Source organism: Seonamhaeicola algicola, from assembly GCF_007997385.1.
Lineage (GTDB): Bacteria > Bacteroidota > Bacteroidia > Flavobacteriales > Flavobacteriaceae > Seonamhaeicola > Seonamhaeicola algicola.
Genome location: NZ_VOSC01000005.1, coordinates 85,268 through 109,494 on the forward strand (window position 1 = coordinate 85,268; position 24,227 = coordinate 109,494).

The 24,227-nt window shown below is 31.8% G+C and carries 20 protein-coding genes; 16 read left to right on the forward strand and 4 right to left on the reverse strand.

Annotated elements, in window-relative coordinates; genetic code table 11:
- Window position 1: 1 nt before the first annotated feature.
- Genes FUA26_RS00410 through FUA26_RS00420 form a run of 3 tightly spaced genes read right to left on the reverse strand, consistent with a single transcriptional unit; the run spans window position 2 to window position 2,331 of the window.
- The gene (locus tag FUA26_RS00410) at window positions 2–742 is read right to left on the reverse strand and encodes a sulfite exporter TauE/SafE family protein (protein WP_147130374.1); all 741 of its coding nucleotides are present in this window, start codon (window positions 740–742) and stop codon (window positions 2–4) included.
- 39 nt (window positions 743–781) lie between these two features.
- The gene (locus tag FUA26_RS00415) at window positions 782–1,120 is read right to left on the reverse strand and encodes a winged helix-turn-helix domain-containing protein (protein ID WP_147130376.1); all 339 of its coding nucleotides are present in this window, start codon (window positions 1,118–1,120) and stop codon (window positions 782–784) included.
- An 11-nt stretch (window positions 1,121–1,131) separates the two neighbouring features.
- Window positions 1,132–2,331, reverse strand: a complete 1,200-nt coding sequence (locus FUA26_RS00420) for a molybdopterin molybdotransferase MoeA (protein WP_246109039.1) — start codon at window positions 2,329–2,331, stop codon at window positions 1,132–1,134.
- 217 nt (window positions 2,332–2,548) lie between these two features.
- On the opposite strand from FUA26_RS00420, the gene FUA26_RS00425 reads away from it, so the two are divergent.
- The 14 genes from FUA26_RS00425 to FUA26_RS00490 all read left to right on the forward strand — a co-directional run bounded on the left by FUA26_RS00425 (window position 2,549) and on the right by FUA26_RS00490 (window position 18,374).
- A complete protein-coding gene (locus FUA26_RS00425; RefSeq protein WP_147130378.1) occupies window positions 2,549–3,253 on the forward strand; it encodes a Crp/Fnr family transcriptional regulator in 705 nt (234 codons plus the stop codon).
- Window positions 3,254–3,353: 100 nt separating this feature from the next.
- Window positions 3,354–3,773, forward strand: a complete 420-nt coding sequence (locus FUA26_RS00430; RefSeq protein ID WP_147130380.1) for a globin domain-containing protein — start codon at window positions 3,354–3,356, stop codon at window positions 3,771–3,773.
- Between the two features lie 228 nt (window positions 3,774–4,001).
- A complete protein-coding gene (locus FUA26_RS00435) occupies window positions 4,002–5,387 on the forward strand; it encodes a CmpA/NrtA family ABC transporter substrate-binding protein (protein WP_147130381.1) in 1,386 nt (461 codons plus the stop codon).
- Between the two features lie 138 nt (window positions 5,388–5,525).
- A complete protein-coding gene (locus FUA26_RS00440; protein WP_147130383.1) occupies window positions 5,526–6,632 on the forward strand; it encodes an ABC transporter permease in 1,107 nt (368 codons plus the stop codon).
- Between the two features lie 78 nt (window positions 6,633–6,710).
- Window positions 6,711–7,553, forward strand: a complete 843-nt coding sequence (locus FUA26_RS00445) for an ABC transporter ATP-binding protein (protein WP_147130384.1) — start codon at window positions 6,711–6,713, stop codon at window positions 7,551–7,553.
- A gap of 10 nt (window positions 7,554–7,563) precedes the next feature.
- A complete protein-coding gene (locus tag FUA26_RS00450) occupies window positions 7,564–8,394 on the forward strand; it encodes an ABC transporter ATP-binding protein (RefSeq protein WP_147130386.1) in 831 nt (276 codons plus the stop codon).
- Window positions 8,395–8,531: 137 nt separating this feature from the next.
- The gene (locus tag FUA26_RS00455; RefSeq protein WP_147130388.1) at window positions 8,532–9,794 is read left to right on the forward strand and encodes an alginate export family protein; all 1,263 of its coding nucleotides are present in this window, start codon (window positions 8,532–8,534) and stop codon (window positions 9,792–9,794) included.
- Window positions 9,795–9,965: 171 nt separating this feature from the next.
- A complete protein-coding gene (locus FUA26_RS00460; protein WP_147130389.1) occupies window positions 9,966–10,619 on the forward strand; it encodes a carboxypeptidase-like regulatory domain-containing protein in 654 nt (217 codons plus the stop codon).
- Window positions 10,620–10,627: 8 nt separating this feature from the next.
- Window positions 10,628–11,632, forward strand: a complete 1,005-nt coding sequence (locus FUA26_RS00465; RefSeq protein WP_147130391.1) for a transglutaminase domain-containing protein — start codon at window positions 10,628–10,630, stop codon at window positions 11,630–11,632.
- Window positions 11,633–11,837: 205 nt separating this feature from the next.
- A complete protein-coding gene (locus FUA26_RS00470; protein WP_147130393.1) occupies window positions 11,838–13,952 on the forward strand; it encodes a hypothetical protein in 2,115 nt (704 codons plus the stop codon).
- A 238-nt stretch (window positions 13,953–14,190) separates the two neighbouring features.
- A complete protein-coding gene (locus FUA26_RS00475) occupies window positions 14,191–14,718 on the forward strand; it encodes a hypothetical protein (RefSeq protein WP_147130395.1) in 528 nt (175 codons plus the stop codon).
- 662 nt (window positions 14,719–15,380) lie between these two features.
- On the forward strand, window positions 15,381–16,127 hold the full coding sequence (locus FUA26_RS00480) for a sensor histidine kinase (RefSeq protein WP_147130396.1): 747 nt from the start codon (window positions 15,381–15,383) through the stop codon (window positions 16,125–16,127).
- A 4-nt stretch (window positions 16,128–16,131) separates the two neighbouring features.
- Complete coding sequence (locus FUA26_RS00485; RefSeq protein ID WP_147130398.1) at window positions 16,132–16,773, forward strand: response regulator; 642 nt, start codon at window positions 16,132–16,134, stop codon at window positions 16,771–16,773.
- Between the two features lie 65 nt (window positions 16,774–16,838).
- Window positions 16,839–18,374 carry a YifB family Mg chelatase-like AAA ATPase gene (locus FUA26_RS00490; RefSeq protein ID WP_147130400.1) on the forward strand — a complete coding sequence of 512 codons (1,536 nt, stop codon included), beginning with the start codon at window positions 16,839–16,841 and terminating at the stop codon, window positions 18,372–18,374.
- Window positions 18,375–18,460: 86 nt separating this feature from the next.
- Here the strand turns inward: FUA26_RS00490 and FUA26_RS00495 are convergent, their stop codons facing one another.
- Window positions 18,461–21,721, reverse strand: coding sequence for a glycoside hydrolase family 2 TIM barrel-domain containing protein (locus tag FUA26_RS00495; protein WP_147130402.1), 3,261 nt, complete (start codon window positions 21,719–21,721; stop codon window positions 18,461–18,463).
- Between the two features lie 171 nt (window positions 21,722–21,892).
- On the opposite strand from FUA26_RS00495, the gene FUA26_RS00500 reads away from it, so the two are divergent.
- Together FUA26_RS00500 and FUA26_RS00505 are read left to right on the forward strand one after the other, a co-directional pair.
- Entirely contained in the window at window positions 21,893–23,011 is a 1,119-nt protein-coding gene (locus FUA26_RS00500) for a DUF2891 domain-containing protein (protein WP_147130404.1), read from the forward strand.
- Window positions 23,004–24,224, forward strand: a complete 1,221-nt coding sequence (locus tag FUA26_RS00505; RefSeq protein WP_147130406.1) for an Nramp family divalent metal transporter — start codon at window positions 23,004–23,006, stop codon at window positions 24,222–24,224. Before FUA26_RS00500 ends, FUA26_RS00505 begins: the two co-directional genes overlap by 8 nt.
- The last annotated feature ends 3 nt before the right edge of the window (window positions 24,225–24,227 follow it).

Sequence of the window (24,227 nt, forward strand, 5' to 3'; positions counted from 1 at the left end):
TTTAAGTAAAAAATAGTTTAGCACAGGCTATTATTAAAACAAAGGCTAAAATGTATCGTAAACTGTTGTTGTTTAGTTTTTTACTTCCGTAGTAACCACCTAAAAAACCTCCAATTAAGGCAATGGCTACTAGTATAAAAGCATCTTTTTCTAAAATGATACCGCTGCTAATTTGGCCTATTAAACCTGAAGCGGAATTTACCCAAATAAATAAAGCAGATACTGCGGCAGCTTCTTTCATTTTACCCCAATGTAAAAGTAAAATTACAGGACTTAAAATGATACCGCCACCAATACCAATAAGCCCTGAAAAGAACCCAATAATACCGCCAAAAACAAGTGCTTGCCAAAGTTTTACTGGTTTTATAGTATTACCTTCTTTACCAAATACATTTAGCATTTTTAAGATGGCAAAAATGAGTAAAACGGCTAATATTTTTTTGTAAACAGAGGCATCAACCTCAATAGTACCTCCTAAAAAAGCTAATGGTATTGAAGCTACTGCAAACGAGGTGAATAACTTTTTGTTAAAAAACCCTTCTTTATAGTAATAGTAAAATGATATACCAGCTACAAATAAATTTAGTAATAAGGCGGTAGGTTTCATGGTTTCAGGAGCAAAAGAAAATAAAGCCATTAATGCTAAATAACCACTAGCCCCACCATGACCTACGCTAGCGTATAAAAACGATACCGTTGGAAGTATTAGTAAAAATAAATATATATTTTCTGTTTGTAGCATAAAAGTTATAAGTACTTAAAGTGCCTAGCGTATTTAAAGTTATAATTGATTTATTTTTTCCAATTGCTCATCTAAAAATGCCCAACAATTTTTATTTATTTCATCAAAGGCATTTACAAGTGCTTCTCCATACTGAGTTAACTGTGCACCACCACCGCCTTTTCCTCCAATACTATTTATGGTTACAGGCTTTTTAGCAGATTTATTAACAGAATTTAAAAGTGTCCATGCTTTTTTATAGGAAATGTTTAAACTTTTTGCAGCTTTTGATAAAGATCCTGTTTTTTGAATGGCTTTTAATAAATGCACACGTCCTTCACCTAACAACACATTATTGTTTGTTTCTATCCAAATTCTACTTTTAATTTTATAATTCATTTCAGTAAATTTTAAACAGGTAATAAAATAGTTTCTACTTCATCACCAATATTAACTTCAGTAACTGTTTCAGGAATAAAAACTAAAGCGTTTGAAAGTGCAAAGGTTTGCAGCATTGATGAGTTTTGGCCTTCTAAAAATGCTACATTACCATTAGAGTATATAGCTTTTAAAAATTGTGGTCTGTCGCCCTTTTTTATAAATTTTGAAGTTGATTTTGCTGTTACTCTTGGCAGGTTAGTAGTTTTAAAACCCATCATTTTTTGTAAAGCAATATAAACATAAACATAAAAACAAGATAGAGCTGCTGCAGGATTTCCGGGTAAAGCAAAAACAGCGGTGTTTTCTTTTTTACCAAAAAATAATGGTTTACCAGGTTTTTGTTTCACTTTATAAAACACTTCTTCAACTTGTATTTCTTTCAAGGCTTTTCCAACAAAATCATAATCGCCAACCGAAATACCTCCAGTAATTAACACCAAATTATGAGTGTTTACGGCATATTTTAAAGTGTTTACAGTTTGCTTATAATCATCTTCAACTTTATAAAGTGTAATATCGTAAAATTTTAAACTATATAATGCGCTTAAAAGCATTTTAGAGTTGCTTTCATAAATTTTACCATGCGTAAGTGTTTGCCCAGGTTCTATAAGTTCGTTACCAGTAGTTACAATGGCTATAGTTGGTTTTTTGTAAACGTTAACCTCTGTAATACCCAAAGACAATAGGTAGCCAATACCTGCAGGTGTTAGTTTAGTGCCTTTTTTTAAAGCAACGTTTCCTTGTTTAACTTGTTCACCCAAAGGGCGAATATTTTGCTCTAAATCAATGTTGTGGGCAAGCTCAATTTTATTATTAGTTGCTACTACTTTTTCTTGCATTATAACTGCGTTGGCAGTATTTGGTACTGGTGCGCCAGTAAAAATTCTAACAGCTTCACCGGGTTTTAAAGCAGGTTTATGTCCATCACCCGCTTTTACTTCATCAATTACCATATAAGTTAGGCTATCATGTAAATTTAAGGCGTAACCATCCATTGCAGATTGCCTAAAAGGAGGCATGTTAATAGGAGATAATATGTCTTCAAAAAGCAAATATCCATTAGCCTTTTCAATGGGTTTTACTGTTGGTTTTACTAGCTTGTTAGTGTTTGTTGTTACTGTTGTAATTGCTTCTTGTATGGTAACCATTACTTTTTTCGTTATATTCATACAAATATAGCGATTATGAATTTTAATTGCATTGATTGTATATATGATTATTCCGTATTTTTTATCTGTGTATTATTTTTATCTCAAAAAAAATGTATTTGTTTTTTATGATACCCATAAAAATTAATGATTACACTTAAAACTAAGTATTGTTACGTATATTTGTTTACATCTAAATTTTTTAAATCTTCCCAAATAGTTTATAAAAATCCAACTAATGAAAGTAACCTGTACAAATTGCGAAAACAAAAATTGCTTAATAAGCAGTAATACTTCGGTGTTAGAAAATTCAGATTTTTTGAAAAATAAAAGCGAAATATTCTGTAAAAAAGGGCAGCAGTTTATTATTGAAGGTGCTCCTGTTAATGGTTTGTTTTTTATTTTAAAAGGAAAAGTAAAAGTATTTAGAACGGGAATTAATGGTAAAGAACAAATAGTAAGGTTTGCTAAAGAAGGTGAAATTATTGGACACAGAGGTTTTGGTACTGAAGAGTATTATTCTATTGGAGCAATTGCTTTACAGAATGTAGATTTATGTTATTTCTCTAAAGATGATTTACAAACGGCGCTTAAAGAAAACCCTGATTTTACTTATGATATGATGCTTTTTTATGCCAATGAATTAAACAGAAGCGAATCTAAAGTAAAATCACTCTCACAAATGACGGTTCGTGAACGTGTGGTTGATACCTTATTATATATAAACCGAAAGTTTGGCACCTTAAAAGGATTTTTAAACTTGCCTTTAAGTAGAAAAGAATATGCTGATTATGCTGGTACATCAGAAGAACAAGTTATAAGAGTTTTTTCAGCATTAAAAAAAGAAGGTCTTATTGTAGCCAGCGGTAAAAAAGTTGGCATTGTTGATGTTAACGTACTTAAAAAGGAAATTAGCGATCATAATTTCTTTCTAGATAGCTAGTGTTTGCTTTCAAAACATGGTGTAAAAACAGTTTTTTACCTGACATTGTCTATAGTATTTGCAGTAAAACCGTTTTAGTTTTGCTTCAAACACAAACGTTATGGAAACAAAAACAATCACTTTAGTGCAAGAATCGTTTAAAAAAGTAAGTCCCAATGCTTTGGCTGTATCTCAATTATTCTATAACAAATTATTTCAGTTAGATCCGCCTTTAAAAGCGCTATTTCCTACAAATGAGGCAGATATGCAACAACAAAGTAGTAAATTAATGTCTATGTTAGGTGTAGCAGTAACAAGCTTAAAAGACTTAGATACACTAAAACCAGCCTTAGAAGATTTAGCCAAAAGGCATTTAGAATATAAAGTAGAAGCATTTCATTACCATATTATAGGAGAGGCGTTAATGGCTACTTTAAAAGAAGGTTTGAAAGAAGATTTTACTACCGAAGTACAAAACGCTTGGGAGCAAACCTTTACAACAGTTTCAAATTTTATGATTAATGCTGCATATAAAAACTAAGTAAATACTTAATTTAATTAAAAAAACATAGAATAATTTTTTCTAAAAAGCACATTTTAAATATTTAAAGATTAGTTAGTTGCTTTTTAAACCTGCCAAATGGCAGGTTTTTTTGTGGATAAAAAAGTGTTTTATCTATGGTGTTTATCATACTAAGTATAAATTACTACTTATATATTTGTTTCAAAATTAAGTATAAATACTTAGAAATTAATTAACATCTTAAATATGAAAACACTAATCAAAAAAACAATTTTTATACTGCCAGTGGCAGTTTTACTATTTGCTTGCGGTGGTAAAGAAAAAAAGAAAGAAGCAGATGTAGAAAAAACAGCTGCCGAAGTTTCAAAAACAAAACAATTAGAAATTGAAAAGCCTCAATTAACATTTGGTTTTATTAAACTTACTGATATGGCACCACTAGCCATTGCAAAAGAAAAAGGCTTTTTTGAAGATGAAGGTTTATTTGTGTCTGTTGAAGCGCAATCTAACTGGAAAAACGTTTTAGATCGTGTAATTGATGGGCAGTTAGATGGCTCACACATGCTAGCAGGCCAACCAATTGCTGCAGGCGCAGGTTTTGGGCGTCAAGCCGAATTAGTCACGCCTTTTTCAATGGATTTAAATGGTAATGGTATTACAGTTTCAAATGATGTTTGGAGTAAAATGAAAGCTAATGTGCCAAAAGATGCCGATGGTAAACCAATACATCCTATAAAAGCCGATGCCTTAAAACCTGTAATTGCAGATTATAAAAATTCAGGTAAAGCCTTTAAAATGGGTATGGTTTTCCCTGTATCTACACACAATTATGAAATTAGATATTGGTTAGCCGCTGCCGGAATTCATCCGGGTATGTACACTGCTGAAAATGTACAAGGACAAATTGATGCAGAGGTTTTACTTTCTGTAACGCCACCACCACAAATGCCTGCAACTTTAGAGGCTGGTACTATTTACGGTTATTGTGTGGGTGAACCATGGAACCAACAAGCTGTATTTAAAGGTATTGGTGTGCCTGTAACTACAAATTATGATATCTGGAAAAATAACCCAGAAAAAGTATTTGTAATGACCAAAAAGTTTGTAGATGAAAACCCAAACACCGCTATAGCTGTAACCAAAGCTTTAATTAGAGCTGGTAAATGGCTAGATGAGCCTGGAAACAGAGCAGAGGCTGTTAAAATATTATCAATGTCGCAATATGTTGGAGCAGATGAAGCTGTTTTAGCTAACTCAATGACTGGTACGTTTGAGTTTGAGAAAGGCGACAAGCGTTCAATGCCAGATTTTAACGTATTCTACAAATACAATGCCACTTATCCGTTTTACTCTGATGGTATTTGGTTTTTAACGCAAATGAGACGTTGGGGGCAAATTCCTGAGGCAAAACCAGCTGAATGGTACGCTGAAACTATTAAAGATATTTACAGACCAGATATCTGGAAAAAAGCCGCGGAGTTGTTAGTAGCTGAGGGTAACATTCCTGCTGCAGACATTCCTGATACTGATGGCTATAAACCTGCAACAACAGATTTTATAGACGGAAATTCATATGATGCTAAAGATCCTGTAGCATACATCAATAGCTTTAAAATAGGTAATAAAGATTAAGATTAATTTTTTTATGTCGTTCCTAGTGTGAAGTATGAGTAGAAACCTCATAATAAAAACTATGAGGTTTCTCATACTTCATAATTAAACAACATATTAAAATACAAGTAAATAGAATAAATAGAAACAAACGTAGTCATGAAACAAAGTATAACATTAGGAAAAGTAACAAAATTTATGGGCTTAGGTTTTTTAACCACCCTTAAAGATTTGTTTACAGGTAAATTAGATAAAGAAGATTTTAAAAGTTTTTTACGTAAAGTAGTTGTGCCAATAGTATCTATATTATTATTTGTTGGGTTATGGCATATGGGCGCTAAAACATTGTATAATATTGAGGCAGATTTTAAAATAAATAAAGCTTTAGAAGAACGCGGACAAGCAGCTGCCGATGCCGAAGCAGCTTGTATAGCATCAGGTAATGTAACTTGCCAGCCTAATTCATTGCCATCACCGGCACAAGTATGGGATTCTTATAAATCACTCTTAAGAGACCACAGTACAATTAGTGCAGATAAAGCTGCTTTTAAAGAAAAAACAGCGGCTTTAAATGAAAAGCGTATTGCCGAAGGTAAAAATCCTATTGTTTATACAGGCCGTCCATCGTTTGTTGATCAAATTTTTAGAAGTTTAAAAACAGTATTTGCAGGTTTTTTACTTGCTTTAGTAATTGCTGTGCCACTAGGTATTTTTATAGGGTTAAGCCCTACATTAAAAAGTGCTTTTAACTGGTTTATTCAAATTTTTAAACCTGTATCGCCAGTAGTTTGGTACTTATTAGTTTTTATGATTGTGAAAACATTATTAATAGATTCTAGTGAAGACAGCTCATTCACTATTTCATTTATAAGTGTTGGTTTATGCTCAATGTGGGCAACATTAGTAAATACAGCCATGGGTGTTTCATCGGTTGATAAAGATTATATCAATGTAGCTAAAGTATTGAAGTTAGGTACGTTTCAAAAAATATTCAAAGTTATTTTGCCTTCGTCTTTACCATTAATTTTTACCGGTTTAAAAATTACAATCTCTGTAGGTTGGATGGTATTAATTGCTATTGAATTATTAGCACAAAGTCCTGGTTTAGGAACTTTTGTATGGGAAGAATTTCAAAATGGTGCAAATGATTCTAACGCAAAAATTATAGTAGCCATGTTTGTTATTGGTATTATAGGATTCTTGTTAGATAGGTTAATGTTAACCATTCAAAACTCAGTGTCTTTTGTAAAAACTGATGCTATATAAACTAGGTTGAATTGTTTAACTGTTTAATCCTGGAGTAGAATAAACACATCAACACATAAACTAACAAACACTAAAAACATGGCATACTTACAATTAAATAATGTACACAAAACATATGTACAAGGCGAAGATGAAGTGCTTTCAAATATAAATTTAACTATTGAAGAAGGCGAGTTTGTAGCTATTGTTGGGTTTACTGGTAGTGGTAAAACAACATTGGTAAACTTAATAAATGGTTTATTGCAACCAACCAGAGGCGAAGTGCTTTTTAAAGGGCAGCCCGTTACTGGTACTAGCCATGAACGAGGTGTAATTTTTCAAAATTACTCATTATTACCATGGTTAACAGTAGGGCAAAATGTGTTTATGGCTGTAAAAGAAGCGTTTCCTAAAACACCAAAAAAAGAGCTTAACCAAATGGTAGCAAACTATGTAGATATGGTAAGTTTAACGCCAGCTATAAATAAATTACCAAGAGAATTATCTGGAGGTATGCGCCAGCGTGTTGCAGTAGCAAGAGCTTTAGCTATGAAACCCGAAATGATTATTATGGATGAACCTTTAGGTGCTTTAGATGCTTTAACAAGAGGTAATTTACAAGATGAAATTTTAAATATTTGGGGAAAAGATAAACGTACAGCCTTGCTTATTACTAATGATGTTGATGAAGGTATTTATATGGCCGATAGAATAATTCCGTTGCGTCCTGGGCCAAACGCCACTTTGGGGCCAGAGTTTAAAATTGATATTGAACGCCCACGTGATAAAACTGAATTGAATGATAATGAAAACTTTAAACAAACGCGTAATGCCATTATTGAATATTTAATGGATATAGGTAATGAACGAAAGGCTGAAGCCCAAACAGCATACGCTTTGCCAGACTTAACACCTAAAGATTTTGTAAACCAATTTAAATAACATGCGCATTATGAGTACAATTACAACAAATACAACAACTAAAGGTTATGTTGAAAATGGCATTTTTCCATCAAATGATGTCATGTTAGATTTAAAAAACCTAAAAAAAGTATACCCAACACCAAAGGGAGATTATGTAGTTTTAGAAAACTTAAACCTTCAAATTAGAAAAGAAGAATTTGTAACCATTATAGGGCATTCGGGCTGTGGTAAAACTACCATGTTATCAATGATAGCGGGTTTAAACAACATTTCAGGTGGTAACATTTCAGTTTTAGGAAAGCACATAAAAGGGCCAGGGCCAGATAGAGGTGTTATTTTTCAAGCACCAAGTTTGATGCCTTGGATGACATCACTTCAAAATGTATTGTTGGGCGTAAACCAAGTGTTTCCACATGCAACAAAAGCACAACGTAATGATATTGCTAAGTATTACCTACAAAAAGTAGGTTTAGAAGATGCGTTTCATAAAAAAGCTGCAGATTTATCGCAAGGTATGCAGCAACGTGTTGGTATTGCCCGTGCGTTTGCTATTAAACCTAAAGTTTTATTGTTAGATGAGCCTTTTGGAATGTTAGATTCTTTAACACGTGGCGAACTGCAAGATATACTTATTGAAATTTGGAATAAAGAAAAAATTACGGCTGTTATGATTACACATGATGTTGATGAAGCTATTTTTTTAGCAGACAGAGTGGTAATGATGACTAGCGGACCACGCGCTAAAATTGGTGATGTGCTTAGTATAGATTTTGAACGTCCGCGCACGCGTAAAGCAGTTTTAGAGCACAACGATTACTACAAATACAGAAAACATTTAATAGACTTTTTAGAGCATTAATAAAAACTTAAAGTGGTTTTAAACATGAGTTTTATCATAATTCAACCGCTTGTAGGCAAGTATATTTGCTTACCAATTAATTAAAAATAACTACAAAAAACAACTTATTAAAAATGCTAAAATTAAAATTTAACAATATGAAAAAACAATACGTATTATTAGCAGTTTTTGCCTTAGCAATACAATTTGCACAAGCGCAATTTACATTAGATGGAGAGTTTAGACCACGTACAGAATACCGTCACGGATTTGGAAACCTTATTGCAGATGATGCCGATGCTGGTTTTGGAATTTCTACAAGAGCGCGTTTAAATGCTGGTTGGACTACCGATGCTTATAAGGTGTATTTAAGCCTGCAAGATGTAATGGTTTGGGGTGAAAATCGTCAAATATTACCTTGGGATCAAAATAATTCATTTGCTGTTTTTGAAGCTTGGGCTGAAATTAAATTAGCCGAAAGCTGGTCAACTAAAATTGGTCGCCAGGTCTTATCATATGATGATCAAAGAATTTTAGGAGGTTTAGATTGGGCACAACAGGGCCGAAACCATGATGCAGCCATGATAAAACATAAAAAAGGTAAGTTTATGTTAGACTTTGCATTGGCTTTCAATCAAGATTATTCTAACCCAACGGGTTTTGTATCAGTAGGTACAGGTTATAATACTTCAGGTTTCTTTTCATACAAAACCATGCAAATGTTATATATGAAACAAGCTTGGGAAAAATTTACAGGTAGTTTGTTATTATTAAATAATGGTTTTCAAAAATTTGATGACGCTAGTGCTCCAGATGGTGTAAATAATATTCAAACATTTGGTACGCATTTAACATATAAAGCAGGAAGTTTTGGTCTTGCTGGTAATGGTTATTTACAGTTTGGTGATGATAGAAAAACAGCGTTTTTACTAGGTTTAGATGCTACTTACAAGGCTTCTGAAAAAGTAACACTTGGTGCTGGTATTGAGATAATTAGTGGTGATAAAGCTGATACTGCTGAAACTGAAGCATTTTTCCCATTATATGGTACTAACCACAAATTTAATGGTTTTATGGATTATTTTTACGTAGGTAACCACGCTAACTCAATTGGTTTATCTGATATTCATGTGAGTGCTAATTTTGATTTAGGAAACAAATCTAGCTTATTAGTTAAAGCACTTAATTTTAGTGGAGAGAAAGAATTAGCTAGTGGAGAAAAATCTTTAGGTACTGAAATTGATATTGTATACAAAAAAGCCTTTAAAGGGTATGCTTTAGTAATGGGTTACTCGCACATGTTTGCTGCCGATGGTATGTATGAGCTTAAAGGAATAAGTGAAGATGCTGCTGCAAGCGGACAAAACTGGGCATGGGCTATGTTAGTTATTAAGCCTAAGTTTTTAAATACAGCCAAATAATATTAAAATATAATCTGATTTTTCAGGTTAATCATGACTATTTCATTTTAAAAGTCTCACTTTTTAGTGAGACTTTTTATGTTTACTCAACCAACCCCATACTTAACGCATTGTAGTTTTTTTGTGCTTTAATTAGGTGCTAGCTTTATAACATCATTAAAATTATACGTTATGAAACATCAACTAAATTTAAACATTAACAAGCCATGTTCAGAAAATTTCAATAAATTTGATAAAACTGATAAAGGTGGATTTTGTAAAAATTGCCAAAAAGAAGTTGTAGACTTCAGAGAAATGACGGCTACTGAACTTGTTAAGTTCTTCGAAAAAAATAAAAATAATACCTGCGGAATATTAAAAATATCACAAATGAAAACGCTTAACAAAACCTCAATCGTCCCCAAAAAATATACGTTTAATTATGCTAAGTTATTAGGTTTAGCTTGTTTTTGGTTATTTGCATTTCAAAATATAACAGCTCAAAAAATAACCAAAACACAAACAAATTCATTAAAAGTTGTACAAAATGAATTGTTGGCAGGTGTGGTTTTAGATCATGATAATTTACCGCTACCAGGTGTTAGTATTGTTTTAAAAGGCACCAAAATTGGTGTTACCACAGATTTTGAAGGCAAATTTACTTTTCCTAAACCATTAAAAGCTAATGATGTTTTAGTTTTTAGTTATTTAGGTTATTCACCAAAACGTGTAAAAGTTGCCGAAAATCAAAAGAATTTAAACGTAACCATGGATGCTGAATTAGTAGAGTTAATGGGGGCTGTAAGTACTAACAAAGTTTATACATCTAAACGTAATAAAAATTAATAAGTTTAATGAATAGGCTGCTTTTAGTTTTAGCATTATTGTTAAGTTTTAAGCATTTTTCTCAAGTTTCAGATTTTGAACATATAAATTTCAATAAAGCAGATTTTATTGCTAAAAAAAATAAAGGTGCTACACTTAAAAATTTGCCAGTTTTGGTACATCAACTAACATCTGAACTAACTACAGATGTAGAAAAATTTAGGGCTATTTATATTTGGGTTTGCTCTAATATATCAAATGATTATGCAAACCACGTTTTAAATTTAAGAAAACGAGAAAAGTTTAAAAGTGATAGTATTGCTCTAAATACATGGAATAATCAATTTAGAAAAAAGGCTTTAAAAAAACTTATTAGACAAAAGAAAACCATTTGTACTGGTTATGCTTATTTACTTCAAGAAATGGCTTCTTTAGCAGGTTTAAATTGCAAAATGGTTCATGGTTATGGTAGAACCACTGAATCAAATATTGAAACCTTAAGTATTCCCAACCATTCTTGGAATGTGATTTTATTAAACAATAAGTGGTATTTATGCGATCCTACTTGGGCAAGTGGTTTTTTTAATTTAGAAACAGGCCGTTTTGAGCATGATTATAATGATGGGTATTTTTTATCAGAACCTAATTTATTTGTAAAAAATCATTATCCGTTAAATACAGAATGGCTTTTAACAGAACAAAAAATACACATAACAGATTTTTTGAGTGGCCCTTTGGTGTATGGTGATACTTTTAAACATAAAATATTACCATTGGCACCTTTTAAAATGACTACCACTATCAAAAAAAATAAGAAGGTGTTATTTAGGTTTCAAATACCTTCAAAATGCGAAAAAGAAAAATTGATTTTAATAATTAATGGAGTATCTGTTAAAAAACATTCATACTATGCGTTTAATAAAGATTTTTCTGTTGTGGAGTTTAATAGTTTATTTAAACGAAAGGGTGTTTTTGATGTGTATTTAAAAGTAAATAATGATGTAGTAAGCACGCATGTTATAAAGGTTAAGTGATTAAAATAATTAAAAAACAGATACTTCCATTATTTTCATGGTAAATACTTATTACTCTAATTTTTAATTAATATTGGATAATTAAAAAAGGGTGTTTTACACTTTCAAATAGGGTAAAAAACGCTTTCAAAAAGGTAGTTCTTCCTCTTACATTAAGATGTAATAGTTTTCAAATTTGTTGAATAATTTAAAAAATCAATAAACCATGAAAACATCAGATTTAAAATTAAATGATCGCTCCGGATTCAAAATTAATTTATTATCAAATTTAAACTACTATGGAAATTTAGATACAAAAGCGTTTGGGTATCCAGTAAAAAAAATTGTTTCTTCAACAGAATATGAAGAACTAAAGTGTATTAGTTACCACCCAAAAAACAGAGCGTTAAGAGCCACTGTACATATTAAAAATCAATCAGGCTATTTAGGAAGTCATTGTAATTCTGGTAGCTATGAGTATGTTCGTTTTTATATTGATTATGAAAACAATGGAAACTGGGAAGATTTAGGAGTTTCTAGTTTTAGAATTCATGATATTGAAGACCACAAAGGGTTATGTTATGGTGTTAAACTAATTATTAATCCAAAAATTAGGAAAAGATGTAGTGAAGAGCCTGTGTTGCCTAATGTAAGAGCTATTTTATCATGGAATGTAGAGCCTCCTGTAAACACACCAAGCTATAAGCCAGTATGGGGAAATGTTAAAGAAGCCAGAATACAAATTGCACCTAAACCTCAATTTCAAATTCCTCCAATTTTTGATAATCCAATTGATGTATCAGACTTTATTAACCCGGTAATTGGTAGTATGCCCGAATTAAGTTTTCCAAACCCAATGGTTAAGATTAGTGAATTAAAAAAAAAATACAAGAACGATGTTGATGAAGCCCGTTTAGTAACAATGGCTTTAAAAAATGTAAACACAAATTTTAGCTTAAAAGATATTATAAAAAGTAAAAAGCAATTTGAAATAGCTAAAATAGATATTTCTAAAGTATTAGATATTTTAAAGAGCCCTAAGTTTAATACAACATATGAAGAGTTGAAATGTATTAGTTTAAATAGAAAATTAAATGAAATACATGCAGATATACATTTAAAAAAGTCATCTGGTTATTCTGGTAATTTGTGCAGTAGTGGTAGTAAAGAATATGTAGCTTTTTATATGGATTTTGGATCTGGTTGGGAATTCATGGGAACATCTTCTGTTACAGTTTTTGATATCAACCAAATACCAAAAGAAGGTCTTTGGTACAATGCGTACATGCCTGTAGATTTAACTCCGCATCAAAAAAAATATTGTAAAGAAGGTAAAGCAAAAATAAAAGGTATATTATCATGGAATACACCACCAACACCTAATGCCCCCAATTTTGTAGCTACATGGGGAGATTGGGAAGTTTGTGATGTAGAAATTAAACCATTACCTAAAGGTTTTTTAGGTCTTAAAAATCAACCATGGATAGAAAGCTTAGGTGGTGTAGATACTGAAATTATTAACACAATATCAGGCTTAGCCAAAGGCCCTAGTTTAATGGCAAATAGTATTGTTGCAGATTACAGCCCATTTGATGGAAATGTGTATGTTACAGGGAAAATTTTAAATCAAATTCCTGTAACCAAATACAAAATAATGATAAAAGAACCAGGAGGTGTGTTTTTACCTTTCAACAAGAAATTTAATGTAAATGTAACTACGTTTAATACTATTTTAGGAACTAATTCTAGTGTCAATATTGAACAAACACCAACAGGAGATTTTTATGATTATATACCAAAATCAACAGGAAACATTCAAAAATTTGTTAACGATGATATTTTATTAAAATTCAAACCTACTGATTTTGGAATTCATGAGTTATATATAGAAAGCAACACTGGTGAGCAAAGTGAAACTGTTAGATTTATGGTAGATAAAGATGCGCCTAAAGTAGCAATAGAAATAACTTCAGGTATGGGCAATTGTGGTAAGTTTTCTATAGGAGATGTAGTTGAAGGTACTTTTGAAGTAAAAAATGATACCCATTTAGATTATTTAAAACTAAGTTTAGCTCCGTTTAATCCTGCAGGAACAATTCAAACAACAAATATTACTTCAAGTGATATAACTGTATCTTCAGGTAGCTTAACCATATCTTTAGATGATAAGGATAGTAGCTTAGATTATGTTACCGGAACCTGGAAAATTGATACCGCCAATTTACCAGCATGTGGCTATACTGTACATATTAGAGCCGAAGATAGAACTATAGTAAATAGTACTACAGTAGGTAAGCATTCAGGTAGTGTTTCAGTTGGCTTTTGCTTAGAAGCAGCATAAGCTATAATTTAAATATATTTTAATTTTACCAAGAGTCTCTTAATTAGGAGGCTCTTTTTATTTAAAAAAAGAAAAAAAAATAAAATTGGGGAAAAACACCCTTGACTTAATGGTGTGAAAAAAGGAATTTTGTTTACCTAAATTATTTAAAATCATTTTGATATAAAATTTATCAAAAGCAAGCTCAAAAAAAAACCACATGAGTTTTAATGTGTTTTAAACTTTAAATTAAACTATTATGAAATCAAAAACACCACTTTGGATTATTATTGTTTTACTACTACTTTTTATTTTTTGGAAGTTTTATAATGAACCTCAACCAGTAGTTCCAGAGGCACCAAAACAAGCAATTAATTATGATGATGCTAATACATTAGAAGAAGAATATAAAATGACACGATGGCAAATTTTAAATGATACTTTAAAATTGAAAACACCTGATGGTACCCCAGCAGCAGACACTCGTGAATTCTTATTTTCTTTAGATACATTGAAACAATACATAGATTATGTTGAATATCATGCAAACGAAATGGGGTACTCTAACTTAGGAATCCGTATTTATAATGCGGCTTACCCTAAAGGTAGCGCATCTCCTGATGCCGGTTTTTCTACTGTTGTTTTAGTACCAACAGGCAATAAAACTGATACACAAAAAGCAGGTTTTTTGGTAAATACTAGCACTTCATTATTAATGAATGATAATATTAATTCACTTAAAGCACTCAATTTTGCACATGCCGGAAAACCACCTAAGGATTTATAGAATGTTCTGTTTTTTTAGTAAAAAATAAAGTTTTTAATTATTAATTAATCAATGCAATATTTACCGTATTTAATAAACTTACTACAATTAATTACTGCAATTATTGCGTTAAAATCTTATAAAAAATATAAGTTTTCAAATGAAAAATATTTTTTACCATTTATTTGGGTAACTTTTGTTTTTGATTTTACAAGTGGAATAATAGCCGATTTTTTTTTAATCAATATTTATTGGATGTATAATTTATACATTGGTATTAGTATCTTATTTTATTTTTATTGGTACTACTTAATTTTAGAATATAAATTGAATAAAAAATTAGTGCTATTATTTAGTTTTATATTTACAATAGTATTTTTTTTAAACTTCATAAATAATAGAGCTAATGAGTTTCTTGTTTACGGGTTTGTAACGGGTGCCATTTTTATTGTTATATTAACTGGTTTTTATATGTACCAAATAATAAACTCTGAAAACACTTCATCAATAAAATATAAATTAAGCTTTTGGATTGCTCTGGCGCTTATATTATTTTATGTAGGCATGGTGCCTTTCATGCTATTGTCAAGATACTTTAACGTTTGGGGAGATAGTATTACATTTTTTATAATTTTATTATGCTTAAATGTCATTCTTTATGGTTGTTATAATATAGGTTTTTTATGGACGAAAAAGAAATACAATCATTTTTAATTACCTCATCGGTTGTTTTGGTTTCTTTAGTAGTAACCATGATTTTTCTATTTCTTATTTTTCAGAAAAGAAAAAATAAATTACTTATAGAGCAAAAGGAAGCAGAGCGCCATTTTGAAAAAGAAATATCAAAAGCTCAAATAGAAATAAGAGAGCAAATTTTAAGAAACATCAGTTGGGAATTACACGATAATATAGGTCAACTTTTAACACTAGCTAAAATACAAGTACAAAGTCATACGGGCTTAGATGATGTAAAAGAAACGCTTAATATTAGTTTGAAAGAATTAAGAAGTCTAGCTAAGTTAGTGCATCCAGATATTCTAAAGCACAAATTGCTTACAGAAATAATTGCCTTAGAAATTGAACGTTTTAATAGGTTAAATGTTATTAAAGCTAAACTAAAGGTAATAGGAGAGCCTGTAAAATTAAATGCTAAAAAAGAACTTATTTTTTTTAGAATTTTACAAGAGTTCTTTTCAAATACAATAAAACATGCCAAGGCTAGTAAATTGTATGTAGAACTAAATTATGGAGCTAAAGATTTAACTATTATGGTTGAAGATAATGGGCAAGGTTTTGAAACGAATGAGCAGGCATGTTCAGGAATAGGGTTAAGCAATATAAAAAGTAGAATTAAGTTAATAAATGCAAAAGCAGACTTTGTATCTAAACCTAATGAGGGTACTAAACTAACAATAACCTACAAATATTAATCAAATGAAAACCTACTCTGTAGTTATAGTAGAAGATCATAAACTCTTGTCTCAAGCAATTGCTGGTTTAGTAAATTCATTTGAAGAATTCAAAGTATCGTATCTATGCTACAATGGTAAAGAATTGTTAACAAAATTTAAAATACCAGAAAATAGGCCAGATATAGTACTTATAGATGTTAATATGCCAATTCTAAATGGTATTGAAACTACACGAATTATTACCCAAGAATACCCTGATGTAAGAGTAATAGCATTATCAGTAGTTGAGGATGAAGCTACTATTATAAATATGCTAAAAGTAGGAGCAAAAGGCTATTTACTTAAAGATATAGAAAAGAATATTTTAGAAATAGCACTAAAAGAAGTTATCAAGAATGGCTATTATTACACCCAAGATGTCTCACATATATTGGTTAATTCTTTAAACGGAAAAGACACTTCAATAATAAAATTAAAAGAACGAGAAATAGAGTTTATTAAATACGCATGTTCTGAAATGACGTACAAGGAAATTTCAGAAAAAATGTTTTTAAGTCCTAAAACCATTGATGGTTACAGAGATAGTTTATTTCAAAAATTACATCTTAAAAATAGAATAGGACTTGTGTTGTATGCTATAAAACATAAAATTTTTGAAGTTTAGAATAATCTAGTGACTATTATTTCTAGTTAAAATATTTTCTTACATTTGATTAGAAACCTTATTCTATGCTTAAAAAAGTTTTTGGTAGTGCCGTTTTTGGTGTAGAGGCTACCACAATTACCGTAGAGGTAAATGTAGATTCTGGTATTGGTTATCATTTAGTAGGTTTGCCAGATAATGCTATAAAAGAAAGCAATTATCGTATTGCTGCTGCACTTCAAAATAACGGCTATAAAATTCCTGGAAAAAAGATAACAATCAATATGGCACCTGCTGATTTACGAAAGGAGGGAAGTGCTTATGATTTAACCTTAGCAATAGGTATTCTAGCTGCTTCAAAACAAATTAAAGCTGAAAACTTAGAACAATATTTAATTATGGGTGAATTGTCTTTAGATGGCAGTTTACACCCTATAAAAGGGGCGTTACCCATAGCTATTAAAGCTAGAGAAGAAGGATTCAAAGGATTCATTTTACCTGCAGCCAATGCTAAAGAAGCGGCTATAATTAATGATTTAGAGGTGTATGGCGTTGATAATATTAAACAAGTTATTAACTATTTTGATAAAGGCGAAGCTTTAGAGCAAACTATTATTGATACTAGAAAAGAATTTGAAAAAAATCTAGATTTTCCTGAACACGATTTTGCCGATGTAAAAGGACAAGAAGGAATTAAGCGTTGCATGGAAATTGCTGCTGCTGGAGGTCATAACATTATTTTAATAGGTCCGCCAGGTGCAGGTAAAACCATGTTAGCAAAGCGGCTACCAAGCATTTTACCTCCTATGACGTTACATGAAGCGCTTGAAACAACTAAAATACACTCGGTAGTTGGTAGGGTAAAAGATGCAGGTTTATTATCACAGCGCCCTTTTAGAAGCCCTCATCATACCATATCAAATGTTGCACTTGTAGGCGGTGGTAGTTATCCGCAACCCGGTGAAATATCGTTATCGCATAACGGTGTGTTGTTTTTAGATGAACTACCAGAATTTAAACGCGATGTTTTAGAGGTAATGCGCCAACCGTTAGAAGATAGAGAGGTAACCATTTCAAGGGCAAAATTTACGGTAACATATCCGTCATCATTTATGCTAGTAGCTAGCATGAACCCAAGTCCAGGTGGTTATTTTAACGACCCTGATGCACCTGTAACCTCAAGTCCTGCTGAAATGCAACGGTATTTAAGCAAAATTTCAGGACCATTGTTAGATAGAATTGATATTCATATTGAGGTAACACCAGTGCCTTTTGATAAGCTATCAGAAGATAGAAAAGGCGAATCTTCAGTAGATATAAGAAAGCGTGTTACAGCAGCAAGAAACATACAAAGTAAGCGCTTTTTAAATAATGAGAAAGTACATTACAATGCACAAATGAATACCAAGCAAATACGAAAACATTGCGCTTTAGATGAAAGCTCAAAACAGTTATTAAAAACAGCTATTGAACGTTTAAACCTTTCGGCTAGGGCTTATGATAGAATTTTAAAAGTAGCTAGAACTATTGCCGATTTAGAAGCTTCGGAAAATATTGAAGGTGCTCATATTAGTGAAGCCATACAATACCGAAGTTTAGATAGAGATGGCTGGTTGGGGTAAGTTACTTCTAAATCAAAATCAATAAAACCAAAAAAGGATGGCTTAATTTTAAAACCATCCTTTTTTCGATATAAAGATATTATTTATTAAAATCTTATTTTCTCAGCTTTTACTTTTGTGCTAAATGGTGCTAAATAAAACGTGTATTTATACGTTCCAGGTTTATTTCTAAACGCTTCATGTGCTTGAGCTCGTTTAGACCATGTGTTGTCTCCACCAACACCTTGTTGACTTAAGTCTATATTTACTGTGTAAACATCACGTTCTTCTAATTCATTTAAAAAATTAGCTTCTTGTAAATTATCAATACTGTATTCTAAAACACTAAAGTTTATAGGTTGTTCACCTTTAACTAAAACACCTTTTTTAGCTGTGTTAGTAAGCGTAAACCAGTGTGTTTGGGTGTGGTTACCATACTCTTCAGGGTAAACGTATTTATAGTTTATGTTTTCTGGTTTTCCTGAGTACAAACCAACATGGGCGCCATAATTTCTATCGGCATAATTAGCTTGTGGTCCTTTACCAAAATATGTTAATTCATTATAGTTATTAGCAATGTCAAACTGCATGCCAATGCGCGGAGCGTTAGGTGCGTTTTTAGCTATAGTAACCTTGTAATCAACTTTAATTTCTCCAGTTCCTAAAATGGTGTAAGCTAAGGTAACATGCGTTTCGGGTTTATCAATTTTACCTGTAATGGTAATAGTTGCTTTACCTTTTTCAGTGTCATTAACAGAAATGTTTTCAACTTTTAATGAGTTTCCAGCATGCATCCAGTCTAATTCATTATGTAATTTCATGGCATCTCTATACGCTTCATCATTTTCAGTTTCAGCACGCCAAAAGTTAAGTTTTAAAGGCGATTTCATAATATTTACACCTTTAGCTTTGTATGATGAAATGTAACCAGTTTGTTTGTTAATTTCAACAGAAATATTGTTGTTGTTTATGGTAACAACATTGTTTGTTTGGTTTACAACTAATGTACTATTACTTTTTAATACAGAAGGCTGCGGAACATCATAATTTAAAGGAAATTGTTCTTCAAATACTACATAACCCGCTTCAGCCCAAAGAGTGTTATTTTTTAAAGTACCGAAAATGTTTAAGTGGTATATACTACCAGCTTTAAGTTTTGGTTTTTTAAAGTTAATGTTAAAATTATCTTTTTCAAATGGTTTAGTATTTAAAGTGTTTAAAGTGCCTTTTTGAATAACCTTTCCATTTTCAGTTATATTCCATGATACATTGTATTGCGATAGTGTTGATGCATGATGACGGTTTAATATTTCAAAATTACCGTTTAAAGCATTGTTAGTTGAAATAACTGCAGGCTGATTTACTTTTTTACACTCAATAATTTCAGGTTTTGGTGTTCTATCAGAAGCAATAATACCGTTTATACAAAAACTTCCGTCGTTAGGTGTATCTCCATAAGATCCTCCGTAAGCATAATATTCTTTACCATTTTCATCTTTTCTTAAAATACCTTGGTCAATCCAATCCCAAATGTAACCACCTAAAGCGCGGTCGTTGTTATGAATAATATCCCAATAGGTTTTCATATTTCCAACAGAATTACCCATGGCATGCGCATATTCACACATTAAAACAGGTGTACTTTGAAACGCTGCAGTATCATCAATCAAATCTTGTAATTCTTGAGGTTGTGGATACATGCGGCTAATCATGTCAACCCAAGGTTTGTCTGATGGATTACCAACGTTTTGTTTGTAGAAATTCTTTTTATATTTTGGATGATTAGGAATGCCTTGAGCTCCTTCATAATGAATGTAACGTGTTGGGTCAAAATCTTTAATCCAACCAGCCATGGCAGCGTGGTTTGGTCCTGTGCCTGATTCGTTACCTAAGCTCCACATAACAATACTTGGGTGGTTTTTATCACGCTCAACCATACGTACAGCACGTTCTAAATACGCATTACTCCATTCTGGTACATTTGAAAGTTTTCCACGTGTACCGTGTGTTTCAATGTTAGCTTCATCCATAACATAAATACCATATTTGTCACATAAATCATAAAAATATGGGTCGTTAGGGTAGTGTGATGTTCTTACCGCGTTAAAGTTAAACTGCTTAATAAGTTTAACATCTGCTTCCATGTCTTCACGTGTTACAGTTTTACCATTAATATGATCGTGATCATGACGGTTAACACCAATCATTTTTACAGGATTTCCATTAACAAGAAAACGACCACGCTCATCAATTTTAACTTCTCTAAAGCCTACTTTTGTGCTTGTGTGTTGTATATTGTTTCCATTATTATCTTTTACTGTGAAAAGTAGTGTATACAAATAAGGAACATCAGATGACCATTTTTTAGGCGCTGTAATTTCAGTTTCAATTAAACCAAAATATACATTATCACGTTGGGGGTAAAACTCACCTAATATTTTGTTAAAATCTGTAGTTGTAGGCTCTCCAACAGTATTACCGTTAGCATCAACTAATTCTGTAATAAGCTGCCAGTCATCAACAGTGGTTTTAAGGTTTGTGTTACCAAACTCACCAACTTTTGCTACATATTTATTAGGAATGTTAACAATTATTTCAGGTCTTATTTGCAGTAATGCATTTTCATAATTGTCATCAAAATCTGTTCTAACCGTAAAGTCAGACAAACGTACTTTTGGGTTGGCTTGTAAATATACTTCACGTTCAATACCACTCATACGCCAGTGGTCTTGTGCTTCCATATAACTACCATCACACCAACGGTAAACTTTAACCGCTACTTTATTTTCGCCTTGTTTTACATGTTTTGTAATATCAAACTCAGCAGGTAAACGGGTGTCTTCGCTGTACCCAACAAATTTACCATTAACCCATACGTAGTAAGCTGATGAAACGCCTCCAAAATGTATAATAATATCTTTATTAGCCCAAGTTTCATCAATATTAAATGTTTTAATATAATGCCCAACAGGGTTGTCATGATGATTTATGTATGGGAAATCATTAAAAAACGGATAGGTTGAATTTGTGTAAATAGGAGTGCCATACCCACGCATTTCCCAGTTTGAAGGCACATCAATTGCATCCCACTTTGATGCATCAAAATCTTCATTCTGAAAATCATTTAAGGCATCGGCAGGTTTTGCAACCCATTTAAATTGCCAATTGCCATTTAAAGATTTATAGTTACTAGAAGCCTCACGATTGCCGTTAAGAGCTTGGTCTTTTGAATCAAAATTATAAAACGTAGCTTTTGCTGGTAGCCTGTTTATTTGATTTACGTTAGGGTTTTCCCAATCATTCTGTTGTGCAGTTGCCAGGGAAACAAAAAAGAATAGTAATAAAGTGAAACTACTTAAGTACTTCATTGTTTAATTTGGTTTAGATGTTTTATATTTACTTAAACACAAAGATATTTATTAATAAAGGTTAGCCCTAGTTTATATATGCAACAAATAGTCAAAAAAAGGCAATAATTGGTCAAATAGGGGTTTTTGGTTTTTAAAACGTCATTATTAGTAAATAACAAACACACCAAAATGAAGAAACATATTTGTATTTTAATAATTTTAAGTTTTGTGGCATGTAATAAAACCAATAAAAAAGCTTCAGAAAAAATTGATGTTGAAAAGTCTATTGATTTAGAAACAGTACCAAATTTAGACTTAGAACAGGCCAATAAATTAGCAGAATTACCATTACATTGCATGAATATAGAGTACCCCAATAAATTATCGCAAACCCTGGGTAGTGAAGCCGATTTAAAATCGCCAAAAACATTACATCCGGCATTTTACGGGTGTTTTGATTGGCATTCGTCTGTACACGGGCACTGGAGTTTGGTTAAACTACTAAAAATGTTTCCAGACTTAGAGAAAGCAGAATATATAAAAGAACGTTTGCTTAAAAATATTTCAAAAGAAAATATTGAAGCTGAAGTTGCTTATTTTAGAGGAAAACATAACACCTCATACGAACGTACGTATGGTTGGACATGGCTTTTAAAATTAGCCGAAGAATTACACACTTGGAATGATGAAACAGCCAGAATACTAGAAAATAACTTACAGCCATTAACGCATTTAATTTGTGAAAAATATATTGAGTATTTACCAAAATTAAACTATCCACTACGTGTTGGAACGCACACAAACACAGCGTTTGGGTTATCATTTGCGTTTGATTATGCCAAAACTGTAAATAACCAAGCATTAAAAAAAGCAATTACTGATAGAGTGTTGTACTTTTTTAAAAATGATAAAGCTTGCCCACTAAGTTGGGAACCTAGCGGAAGCGATTTTTTATCACCTTGTTTAGAAGAAGCTGCTTTAATGAAGCGCTTACTGCCAGCAAACGCGTTTAAAGTATGGATGCACGAATTCCTTCCGCAGTTAAAAGATAAAAATTTTACATGGGATGTTGGTGTAGTATCTGATAGAACCGACGGACATTTAGTGCATTTAGATGGTGTAAACTTCTCAAGAGCATGGAACTTAAACACCATTGCCAATGGCATGCCTGAATACAATCATTTAAAAAACTTAGCTAATAAACATATAAATTATTCTTTACCAAGTATTTTTAATGATGATTACATGGGAAGCCATTGGTTAGGTAGTTTTGCAATTTATGCGTTAAGTACTGTTGTAAATGATTAAAAACTGGTTTAAAAATTTAGGGCCAGGGCCACTTTTAGCAGCAGCTTTTATTGGTCCAGGTACCATTACTATGTGCACTATTGCAGGTGTTAGTTTTGGTTATGCCTTACTTTGGGCCATGGTAATTTCAATAATAGTTACTATTGTACTGCAAGAAATGGCCGCTAGGTTAGGCATAATAACACAAAAAGGCTTATCTGAAGTTATTAGAACCGAAATTAAGAGTCCAGTTTTTAAAACATTTATAGTCGTTTTAATCCTTTCTGCAATTGTAATAGGAAATGCGGCCTATGAAGCTGGTAATATTTCTGGTGCCGTCTTAGGTTTAGAAGCTATTTTGGTTAACCCATCCTTAAATTTGTTTGGGGTAACTTTTAAAAGTTTTAGTTTAATAATTGGAGCCTTAGCATTCGTATTACTTTACATTGGAAATTATAAAGTTATTGAACGTGCACTTATAACACTAGTTATTCTTATGAGTTTGGCCTTTCTTACCTGTGCAATACTAACGAAACCTAATGTGTTAGATATTCTAAAAGGGGCTTTTATTCCGAAGTTTCCCGAAAATGGGTTATTGATAATTGTTGGACTTATTGGAACAACCGTTGTGCCTTACAATCTCTTTTTACATGCTTCGTTAGTAAAGGAGAAGTGGCAAAAAATATCAGATTTACGGATAGCAAGAAAAGATACTTTTGTTGCTGTTGTACTAGGCGGTTTGGTGTCAATGTGTATTATAATTTCTGCCTCTGCCATACAAGGCGAATCTGTTAGTAGTGCTGCAGATTTGGCTAAAGGATTAGAGCCTTTATTTGGTAGTTTTTCTAAATACGTTTTGGCTATTGGTTTGTTTGCAGCAGGTATAACCAGTGCAATTACAGCGCCTTTAGCTGCCGCTTATGTAGCTAGCGGATGCTTAGGGTGGTCTTCTAATTTAAAATCTATAAAATTTAGATGTGTTTGGATGTTTATTTTGGTTTTGGGTGTAGCGTTTTCATCTACTAACATCAAACCAATTCAAATTATAAAATTTGCCCAAGTAGCAAATGGCATTTTATTACCAGTAATAGCAGTGATTTTAATATATATTATGAATAAAACCTCTGTTCTTGGAAAATATAAGAATAATACCAAACAAAATATTTTAGGATTTCTTATCTTAGGAATAACTATTTTACTTTCGGCAGTAGCCTTAGGTAAAGTGTTTTTATAGTAT